Origin of the sequence: Pseudomonas sp. Je.1.5.c, assembly GCF_051129895.1 — a bacterium.
GTDB classification, from domain to species: Bacteria; Pseudomonadota; Gammaproteobacteria; order Pseudomonadales; family Pseudomonadaceae; genus Aquipseudomonas; species Aquipseudomonas urmiensis.
The window spans coordinates 1-9,745 of record NZ_JBCPSP010000076.1 but is presented as its reverse complement, the minus strand read 5'-3'; the positions used below and the strand labels follow the sequence as shown (position 1 = coordinate 9,745).

11 protein-coding genes are annotated in these 9,745 nt (G+C 61.7%); 4 read left to right on the top strand and 7 right to left on the bottom strand.

The annotated features are described in order from the left end of the window. The first annotated feature begins 77 nt into the window (after nucleotides 1-77). Nucleotides 78-329, top strand: a complete 252-nt coding sequence (locus AAZU54_RS26780) for a hypothetical protein (protein ID WP_434727873.1) — start codon at nucleotides 78-80, stop codon at nucleotides 327-329. Between the two features lie 84 nt (nucleotides 330-413). Here AAZU54_RS26780 and trbK read toward each other — a convergent pair whose 3' ends face one another. Beyond that, nucleotides 414-659 carry an entry exclusion lipoprotein TrbK gene (trbK, locus tag AAZU54_RS26775; RefSeq protein ID WP_405129835.1) on the bottom strand — a complete coding sequence of 82 codons (246 nt, stop codon included), beginning with the start codon at nucleotides 657-659 and terminating at the stop codon, nucleotides 414-416. 234 nt (nucleotides 660-893) lie between these two features. Here trbK and AAZU54_RS26770 point away from each other — a divergent pair, with 234 nt between their 5' ends. Further along, complete coding sequence (locus tag AAZU54_RS26770) at nucleotides 894-1,064, top strand: hypothetical protein (protein WP_186553613.1); 171 nt, start codon at nucleotides 894-896, stop codon at nucleotides 1,062-1,064. 111 nt (nucleotides 1,065-1,175) lie between these two features. Here the strand turns inward: AAZU54_RS26770 and AAZU54_RS26765 are convergent, their stop codons facing one another. From AAZU54_RS26765 to AAZU54_RS26740, 6 genes are all read right to left on the bottom strand, one after another. Continuing rightward, complete coding sequence (locus AAZU54_RS26765; protein WP_434727872.1) at nucleotides 1,176-2,468, bottom strand: OprD family porin; 1,293 nt, start codon at nucleotides 2,466-2,468, stop codon at nucleotides 1,176-1,178. 138 nt (nucleotides 2,469-2,606) lie between these two features. After that, nucleotides 2,607-3,920 (bottom strand): MFS transporter, encoded by a 1,314-nt coding sequence (locus AAZU54_RS26760; RefSeq protein WP_186553611.1) that lies wholly within the window; start codon nucleotides 3,918-3,920, stop codon nucleotides 2,607-2,609. 209 nt (nucleotides 3,921-4,129) lie between these two features. Next, a complete protein-coding gene (locus AAZU54_RS26755) occupies nucleotides 4,130-4,771 on the bottom strand; it encodes an N-carbamoylsarcosine amidohydrolase (RefSeq protein WP_434727871.1) in 642 nt (213 codons plus the stop codon). Between the two features lie 14 nt (nucleotides 4,772-4,785). Next, a complete protein-coding gene (locus tag AAZU54_RS26750; protein ID WP_186553609.1) occupies nucleotides 4,786-5,538 on the bottom strand; it encodes a maleate cis-trans isomerase family protein in 753 nt (250 codons plus the stop codon). Between the two features lie 13 nt (nucleotides 5,539-5,551). Beyond that, nucleotides 5,552-6,358, bottom strand: coding sequence for an N-formylmaleamate deformylase (gene nicD, locus AAZU54_RS26745; protein ID WP_186553608.1), 807 nt, complete (start codon nucleotides 6,356-6,358; stop codon nucleotides 5,552-5,554). Then, the gene (locus AAZU54_RS26740; protein ID WP_186553607.1) at nucleotides 6,355-7,503 is read right to left on the bottom strand and encodes an FAD-dependent monooxygenase; all 1,149 of its coding nucleotides are present in this window, start codon (nucleotides 7,501-7,503) and stop codon (nucleotides 6,355-6,357) included. Before AAZU54_RS26740 ends, nicD begins: the two co-directional genes overlap by 4 nt. Nucleotides 7,504-7,833: 330 nt before the next feature. Between AAZU54_RS26740 and AAZU54_RS26735 the strand changes: the two genes are divergently transcribed. After that, nucleotides 7,834-8,886, top strand: coding sequence for a 2,5-dihydroxypyridine 5,6-dioxygenase (locus tag AAZU54_RS26735; RefSeq protein ID WP_186553606.1), 1,053 nt, complete (start codon nucleotides 7,834-7,836; stop codon nucleotides 8,884-8,886). Nucleotides 8,887-8,957: 71 nt separating this feature from the next. Further along, on the top strand, nucleotides 8,958-9,437 hold the full coding sequence (locus AAZU54_RS26730; RefSeq protein WP_312155099.1) for a MarR family winged helix-turn-helix transcriptional regulator: 480 nt from the start codon (nucleotides 8,958-8,960) through the stop codon (nucleotides 9,435-9,437). Nucleotides 9,438-9,745: the final 308 nt, after the last annotated feature.

Genomic DNA, 9,745 nt, shown 5'->3' with positions numbered 1-9,745 from the left:
GGTCCGCTACAACCTGAAGCGCCTCCACAGCTACAACGGTTATCAAACCCCGGTAGCCATGGAGAAAAAGCTCAAGGATGCGGCATGAAACCTTAACTGGTGTCCAAAATAAGTTGACCAGTTCAGGTATGCTGTGGTTCGGAACTGAGAAGGCCAGGTTCAAGCTTCAGCGGCGTATCATGGGCGTCGTTCTTTTGCTCGCCATGTTGTTCCTGGCAGTGCAGGTCGAAGCCTATCTGTCGGGGTGCGGTACTGCCGGCGATGTGCTCGATGGCGTTTTCATCAGCTGTTTTGCTGGAGGTATGTTCTACCTCGCAGGCCGATGGTGAGGGCACTGACATACGCTCGTTGCAGAAACACAAGAGGAGCCGTTGGGCTCCTCTTTGCATCGGATCGAATGGCGACAGGCTGACTCAGTATTTACCTTCCGGGCTCTTCTCGAACGTCCACTCGGTCATCTTCTTGGCCGCAAGAAAGCTCTTGCAGTTGGCGATGAATTCGTTGCGATTGGCTTCTTTCGAAAGGCTCGCCAGGTTCTGCTCGTACATCTGAGGTGCGCAGTTATCCGCGGTTGGCTCAGGAACTTTTTCTTCTGAGCAGCCGGCCAGAATCGCAGCCATTGCCATCGCTGCGGTCAGCTGAACAACTTTAATATCCATATTTCCTTGGTCCTTCTTGCGCAAACGTGGAGGTCTCTGGTTGTGAAGCTCATCTTAGTGGCGACACATAACGCGCCAGCTTAACCAATTTGATCGATGGCTGGCGACTCTCCGGTAGTGCCGACAATACCGGGATGATGATTTTTGTGTATTAGCGCAAGGCGCTGGTGCAGGGTTTTGCGCTGCAAATCGATATTTGATATAACGCCCGGCCATTTCCAAGGAAGGAACCTCATGAAGCGCACCCTCATCGGCGCAATCCTCGTCGCCGTCACTGCTCTGTCGCTCAGCGGCTGCTGGGAATCGGAAGCCGAAAAAAAGGCCAAGCAGCAACAAGAGGCCAGCGAGAACTTCTGGAACATCAGCCCGCCTGATCGGAGCAAAGACAAGGGCTTCAAGCCATGAAACCTGCCGCCGCCTTATCAAGGCGGCGTGTCGGTTTGAAGGGGAGGCGCTGGTGATCAGCGCCGCTGGGCAGGCTGGAGCGCCTTGCGGGTGGCTCCAGCCTCGCCCCATTCAGAACAGCTTGACCGTATAACTCAGAATCAACCGGTTCTCATCGATATCCGTGCGGTAGTTCGAACGTGCCATAACGTTGCGTAGCCGCACCCCCAGCCCGGCCAACGGCCCGCTCTGGACCACATAGGCCAGGTCCAGGTCGCGCTCACGGTCACGCCCCTCGAAGCCCAGCCCAGTCTCTACATCACGCCCTTGGACATAGCGCAGGGTCGAAGTCAGCCCCGGAATCCCCAATGCGACGAAGTTGTAGTCATGGCGCACCTGCCATGAGCGCTCTCCCGGCGCCGAGAACTCGTAGGTGGGCAGGGTGTTGCCCATCGGGTTGGTGTTGGCGCCGACCTGGATGAAGCCGTCGTCGCCGCCGATCTGCTGATAGCCGACGTAGAAGGTATGCCCGCCGGTCTTGGCCGAGAACAGGCTGAACAGCGCATGGTTGTCGTACTTGCCAGCGATCTGGCGGCCATCCTCGCGGGCATCGAAGTAGCCGGCATTAACCCCCATTGTCCAGTCACCCAGCGGCTCGGCGTGCTTGAAGCTGTAGAAGCGCTGTTGATAGATATCCTCCAGTTGCGCCTGCCACACGCCGACGCTGGTGCGGTTGTCGTTGAAGGTATAGTCGGCGCCGACGTAGTTGAAGCGGTCACTGGTAAACCGTGCCAGACGTGCCGGATTGATCGGATCGTTGACCAGCGCATACATCTTCTGGCTGTTGGAAGAGTCGCGCAGGCTGGTCGAGCGGAACTGCCCGGCGCTCAAGGTCAGCCCGGCGAACTCGCGTGACTCGAGCATCGCGCCTTGGTAGGTCGGCGGCAGCAGGCGCAGGTCGCTGAACAGCAGCACCGGCAGGTTGGGCATTAGCTCACCGACTTTGAGCTCGGTCTGCGATAGCTTGAACTTGATCGCCGCGCCCAGGCGGCTGTAGTTGTCGGCAGACTTGCCGCTTTCAAGGCTGGGCAAGAGCCCGGACTTGGCGTGCTCAGGGCTGCTGTCGAGTTTGAAGCCGAGTAGGCCAGTGACGTCGATGCCGACGCCCAGGGTGCCCTGGGTGTAGCCGGAGCTGGCATTGAGGATAAAGCCTTGAGCCCACTCCTGGGTGCGCGACTGGGTGCTGCTGCCTTTGATATCGGCATAGTCGCGGCTGAAGAAATAATTGCGTGCTTGTAGCGTGGCCTTGGCGCCTTCGATGAAGCCGGCTTCTTCGGCCGTCGCTTCGGCGCACAGGGCGGCGGCAAGACAACCGCCAGTCAGGCGTGCGGTGCAGGCTAAGCGTTGATGGGTGTGACCTTGCATGTGAGCTACTCCTGAATTCAGGCAACAGCAACCCTGCGTGGCGACCTGGCGGTCGTCCACGACGGGGGGTGCGTTAAAAGGGATCGGCAAGCGGGCTGCAGGCCCGCTTGCGCTGCCGTTACGCGAAGCGCTGGACCGTTAGCGGTTGACCAGCTTCGCCGGCAGGGCGATCACCAAAAAGCAGCTGAGCAGCAGGCACAGGGCGAACACCCACAGCGCCGCATGGGAGGTGCCGGTCAGGTCGGTGACCATGCCCATCAGCGAGTTGCTCACCAAGCCTGCGATATTGGCCAGTGAACAGGCGAGGGCGAAACCGGTGGCTGCCGCCGTGCCCTTGAGGAAGGTCGCCGGCAGGCTGAAGAACACCGGCACGGCACCGATGATCGCCGCCGAGGCGATGGCGAACAGCAGTACGGTCATCACCAGGTTCTGGCTGAACAGGGTGCTGCTGGCCATGGCGATCGCGCCGATGATGAAGGGCACGATGATGTGCCAGCGGCGTTCGCGATGGCGGTCGGAGCTGGCCCCGATCATCAGCATGCCAAGCAGCGCGGCCAGGCTCGGGATCGCCGTGAGCAGGCCAATGTGGAAGGTGTCGCTGACGCCGGCATCGCGGATGAAGGTCGGCATCCAGAACCCCATGGCATAGGCGCTGAGCAGGATCGAGAAGTCGATGCCGCCAAGCATCCACACCTTCAGGTTGAAGAAGCCATCGCGGAAGCTGTGCTTGCTGCCCTTGCCCTCGGCATCATCGGCAGCAAGGTCCGCTGCCAGCTGCGCCTTGTCGTCATCCGACAACCACTTGGCCTGCTGGAAGTTGTTCGGCAACGCCCAGAACGTCAGGATGCCCAGCAGCACGCTGGGGATGGCCTCGAGCAAGAACAGCCACTGCCAGCCATGCAGGCCGTGGACCTGATCGAAGTGGCCCATGATCCAGCCAGAGATCGGCCCGCCGATCACGCTCGACAGCGGCAGGCCGATCATGAACAGGGCAATGATCCGCCCGCGGCGGTAGGTCGGGTACCACATGGTCAGGTAGAACAGCACCCCTGGCAGAAAGCCCGCTTCGGCCGCGCCGAGCAGAAAGCGCAGGATGTAGAATTGCGTGGTGCTGGTGACGAACATGGTGCAGGCCGAGAGCAGGCCCCAGGTGATCATGATGCGGGCGATCCACAGCTTGGCGCCGACCCGCTGCAGGATCAGGTTGCTCGGCACTTCGAAAATGATATAGCCGACGAAGAACAGCCCCGCACCCAGGCCATAGGCTGCGGTGCTGAACTGCAGGTCTTCGAGCATTTGCAGCTTGGCGAAGCCGACGTTGATGCGGTCCAGATAGGCTGCGAGGTAGCAGAAGCACAGGAAGGGGATGAGCCTCCAGGTGATCCTGCGGTAAAGCGCTTGAGTACCCTGGTCGACTTCAGCGTGGACCGTGGTTGCATTCGCAATTGGCATTTCCTGTCTCCTGGCGGGCGACTTTGTGGTTGTTTTTAGGCCAGCAGTTTTCGACGCTCCAGGCGCGCCGCGCACTATACGCGACGTTTCTGGGCAGCGTCACAAGGCCCCGAGCGCTCCTGCGGGGCGGCCGTCTGCACAGCGGACGGTCATGCAGCGGGCTTCCCGCGCCGTTGCGTAATTGTTATGGGCAAAAGGGCGGCCGGGTTTCAGCCGGCCAGACGCTGCAATTGAGTCATGGCCTCCTGCCGGCTGATGACATCGCCGTACTTGCTGTCGATGTCGAACAAGTTGGCTTCATGCGGATCGTTGTGCCGATCACCGACGCACTCGCGCACCACGATGGTTCTGAAACCATGCTGCAGCGCATCGACTGCACTGGCGCGGATGCAGCCGCTGGTCGAGCAGCCGGCCAGTACCACAGTGTCGATGCCTTGGGCATGCAGTAGCGAGGCCAGGCTGGTGCCGAAGAAGGCGCTGGCGTACTGCTTGCTGAGCACCACTTCATCTGCCCGGGGCAGCACCGCCTCACAGAACTCAGCCAGCGGGTTGCCCTCGACCATGTCCTTCATCACCGGCGCCTTGCGTACCCACACCCCGCCATCGGCGAAGTGGGGGGCCTGGTAGCGGATGTTGGTGTGCACCACCAGCGTACCGCAGTCACGGGCCAGGGCCAGCAGGCCGGCGGCCTGCTCGACAGCCGTCACCACGCCAGGGGCGTAGAGCGGCGCACCGGGGGTGGTGTAGCCCTGCATGAAGTCGATCATCAGCAGGGCCGCCTTGCGCCCGAAACCGATGCGCTGGCCCCATACGCCCTGGTAGTTGTCACTGGCGCTTTGTGCGTCGCTCATGTGCGTCTCCCGATTCAGTAAGCGCCCGACAGCAGGGCGCCGGCACCTGGAACCACGGGCTCCAGGTCCAATGCCTTGAGCATGGCGTAGGTGGTGGCAATGGCGGCGGTGACCACCGGCTTGCCGGTTTGTGCCTCGACCTTGGCCACCGCCGGCAACGATTGCATCTGCACGCAGGCCGAAAGCACTACCACATCGACGCCTTCAAGGTTCATGCCGGCGACGATGCCGGGCAGGTTGGCTGGGTCGTGGCGGGCCACGGCGAGGTTGTCGGGGATCTCCAACGCGCGCCAATCCTGCACTTCGAAGCCTTCTTCGCGGATGTAGTTGACCACCAGCTCGGTCAGCGGCTTCATGTAGGGCGCGACGATGGCGATGCGTTTGGCCTTCATCACATGCAGGGCTTGCACCAGCGCCCCGGCACTGGTGATTACCGGTGCTAGCGCGTCGTTGTCGGCGGTGGCTTTCTGCAGGCGTTTCTCCGACTGGCGGTGATAGCCCAGGCCCATCGCCATGATTGCCACTAGGCAGGCGTAGCCCAGGACGTCGACCTTGGCGTCGGACAGCTCCAGCGCGCAGCGGTCGGACTCAGCGTCCATCGCTGCCAGTTCTTCTTTCTTTACCTGTTTCATGCGCATGCGGCTGGAGTGGAAGGTGAAGCGCTCAGGGCGAATCGCCTGACGGGCCAGGAGCATCGCCGGGATCTCGGTTTCCATGGTGGTGTTCGAGCTCGGCACGATCTGGCCGATGCGGTACAGCTTGGTCATGTCTTGTGCTCCTTCAGACGAGAGGGTGGTCGAGGAAGTCAGCGAAGGCAGCGAAGAAGCCTTCCAGGTCATCCCAGGGAATCATGTGTCCGGCGTTTTCCACTTGGACGACCTGGATGTCCGGCTTGAGCTCGCGGATTTCTGCGATGTCCTGCGGCTGGATCACACCGCCGCGCCCGGCCACCATCAGCAACGCCGGCTGATGCACGTGGGGCAGGTCCTGGTGAATGTCGACTTCGTGGAAATCGTTGAAGGCGCGCACGATCGCCGGCTCATAGCAGGTGTGCAGCCATTCGGCGCGCAGCGCCAGCTGTTCGTCGGTCCAGGTCGCGCAGAAGGCGCGCATGTCGTCGCCGCTCATGCCGAGCGTGGCCTGGCGGATCGAGTCGACGTACCAGGGCAGCTTGCTGGGGTACTCGCGACGGCCCGGGCCGGACACTGGCGGATCGATCAGCACCAATCGCTGCAATCCAGGCGCGCCCTGGGCGGCGGCGCGGATGGCGAAGCGCGCGCCCATCGAGTGGCCGACCAGGTGATAGCGGTCCAGGCCCAGCGCCGCCGCGAAGGCCGGAATATCCGCCGCGCAGGCATCGGTGCCGTAGTCCAGTTCAGGCCCGCTTGCGGACAGGCCGCGGCCCCGTACATCCAGCACATAGGTGTCGAAGTGCTGGCCCAGGCGCTCGGCGACGAAGCCCCAGGTGATCGCCGGGCTGGTGATACCCGGCACCAGGATCAGTGCTGGGCCCTTGCCACCGTAGCGCAGGTAATGCTGGCGGATGCCGTTGGCGCTGACGTTGCCGCCAGCGATAAAGCTGCTCATGCTGCCTCCCCGCTCTTGAGTTCTTGGGCGTAGAGGTCGTAGCCGTAGACCCAGGCTGGGTCTTCCTGGGTGTAGAGGAAGGTGTTGGCGTTGGATACCGACTGCACTCGGGAGGCACGCTCCTTGCGGTTGGCTTCATACAGGGCGAAGGCGTTGCGGTGGTCGGACAGCCCGGTTTCTTGCAGGCAGCGGGTGAGCATCGCCGCGTCTTCGATCGCCATGCAGGCACCCTGCGCCATGTGCGGCTTCATCGGGTGGCAGGCGTCGCCCAGCAGTACCAGGCGACCACGGCTCCACAGCGGCAGTGGGTTGCGGTTGCGCAGCGGCCATTTGGTAATCGACTCGGTGGCGCCGATCAGCTTCTGCACGGTGGGGTGGTAGCCGTCGAAGGCCGCGCGCATTTCTTCCTGGCTGCTGTCGACGAATGGGCCCTGGAAGTCCCAGGCTTCGTGCGGCACGCCGGTGACGAAGTAGTACTCGTCGCGCTTGCCGGTGGTGTAGTAGACCATCATGTGGCGATCTTCGGTCCACCATTTCACGCAGTCCTCGAACACATCGGCGTGCTGCGCCAGGTGCTCGCCGCGAATCAATGCGCGGTGGGCGACCCAGCCGCTGTAGATCGGCGCTTCGACGCCCAGCAGCTCTTCGCGGATCTTCGAGTGGATGCCGTCGGCGCCGATGACGATGTCGGCCACGGTGTGGGTGCCGTCGGCGAAGTCCAGGCGTACCTGGTCACCCTCGTCGACAATCTTTTCCAGGCGCTTGCCGAAGTGCACGGTGCCTGGCTTGATCGCATCGATCTGCAGGGCGTGCAGGTCGCCGCGGTGGATGGTGATGTACGAGGCGCCGTACTCGCGGCGGGCGAACTCGCCGAGCGGAATGCGCGACAGGTAGTCACCGCTGACGCCGTCGCGGCTGAACCAGAAATCCGGATGTGAGCTCATCAGCTCCAGCTTTTGCTCCAGCCCCATGCGGCGGAAGATCTTCATCACGTTAGGGCCGATATGAATGCCCGCGCCCAGGCGGGTGAATTCCGGCGCCTGCTCGTACACGTCGACCTCAAAACCAGCCTGCTGCAGCAACGTGGCGGCAGCCGCGCCACCCAGACCTGCACCGACGATTGCGATTTTCTGCCTGCCCCGCATAGGTATCTCTCCTCTTGTTCTGTGATGTGCTCAGCGGCTCGGCCGTCTGATGAAATTGAGTGTATACGCTATAAATTTTCAATGGGAAGAGCGCGAATGAATTAATTTCAAACAAGTGATCGAAAGTGGCATTCAGCATTTTGTCACCGTAAATGCTGGGGTTTGTGTGGAATGGTAACGTTTTGGTGCGCCACTTGCGCTTGTCGACTGGATGCGCTTTCATCTAGGTAAATAGGGTGTATACACTCATAATTCGCACCGAGATGAAGCGCCGCGCACTACGCCAGTGCAGCATCTCGAGCCCATCCAGGCATGCTCAGGAGAAAACCGATGCCGGTTAGCAATGCAGAACTGACCCAGATGTTCGAACACGTGCTCAAGCTGTCTCGTGTGGATGAAACGCAGAGCGTCGCCGTGCTCAAAAGCCACTATTCCGACCCGCGTACGGTGAACGCGGCAATGGAGGCCGCTCAGCGCCTGAAGGCCAAGGTGTATGCGGTTGAGCTGCCATCGTTTAATCACCCCACGGCGATGGGCAACGACATGACCGCCTACTGCGGCGACACCGCCCTGACCGGCAACCTGGCCGCGCAGCGGGCGCTGGAGGCTGCCGACCTGATCGTCGACACCATGATGCTGCTGCATTCCCCTGAGCAGGAGCAGATCCTCAAGACCGGCACGCGCATCCTGTTGGCGGTCGAGCCCCCGGAAGTCCTGGCGCGCATGCTGCCGAGCGAGGACGACAAGCGTCGCGTGCTGGCCGCTGAAACCCTGCTCAAACAGGCGCGCAGCCTGCATGTGCGTTCCAAGGCAGGCAGTGATTTCCATGCGCCGCTTGGCCAGTACCCGGCCGTCACTGAATACGGCTATGCCGATGAGCCAGGCCGTTGGGACCACTGGCCCAGTGGCTTTCTGTTCACCTGGCCGAACGAAGACAGCGCCGAGGGCACCCTGGTGCTGGATGTCGGCGACATCATCCTGCCGTTCAAGAACTACTGCCGCGAGCGCATTACCCTGGAGATCGAAAAGGGCTTCATCACCGGCATCCATGGCGGCTTCGAGGCCGAATACCTGCGTGACTACATGAAGTATTTCAACGACCCTGAGGTCTACGGCATCTCCCACATCGGTTGGGGCTTGCAGCCGCGTGCGCAGTGGACGGCGATGGGCCTGCACGACCGCAACGACGGCATGTGCATGGACGCTCGCGCGTTCTATGGCAACTTCCTGTTTTCCACAGGCCCCAACACCGAGGTCGGCGGCAAGCGCAAGACCCCGTGCCACCTGGATATACCGCTGCGCAATTGCGATATCTATCTGGACGACCTTGCTGTGGTCCTGGCCGGGGATGTGGTTGCGCCTGAGCAGTCCAAGGCGCGTTAGTGGTTATACTGGCCCGGCGCTCCGCTCTTCGGAGTCCCGGCCAGCCCAATCCTCACAGCCCAAGCCATCACATGTCGAACAAAACTCCGAACGCTACTGCTGCACCTGATACCGCGCCCTACGACGTTACCGAACAGGTCGGCCACTTGCTGCGCAAGGCCTATCAGCGGCATACGGCGATCTTCCAGCAGCAGGCGTGCGACCCGCAGCTGACCTCGATCCAGTTCGTTACCCTGTGCGCCTTGCGCGATCATGGGCCTAGTTCCCAGGCTGAGTTGATCAAGGCGACTGCGGTGGATCAGGCGACCATCCGGGGCATCGTCGATCGGCTCAAGGCGCGCGGGTTGATTCAGCTGTCGCCTGATCCGGGGGATCGGCGCAAGGTGATTTGCGAGCTGACCGACAGTGGGGCGGCGTTGCTCGATGCGATGATTCCCTGTGCGCGGCAGATCAGTGAGCTGAGCATGGGGTGTCTGAATGCGGCTGAGCGGGTGGCGATTTTGTTTTTGTTGCGCAAGATGATTGATGGGGATGAGGGGGTTGCGGGGTGATCTTTGTGTTGGGCTGATTTCTTGGTTTCTTGGTTTCTTGGTTTCTTGGTTTCTTGGTTTCTTGGTTTTTTGGTCTGGGAGCTTATCCATTCTTTGTGGCGCGGCCACTGGCGCCTTCCGCCCTTACGGCGGGTCACTTTTTGGCAAACGCCCGGTGTGCCGGCCCAGCCAAAAGTAACCAAAAAGGTCTGCGCTCCACCATCCGGCCCTACGCTGCGCTTCGGGTCCCCTCGCTTCGGTGCCTTCCGGGCCCGCGCGGCCTACGATTTGCTGCGCAAATCTACATCTCGCGCCTTCGGCTGCGCCGA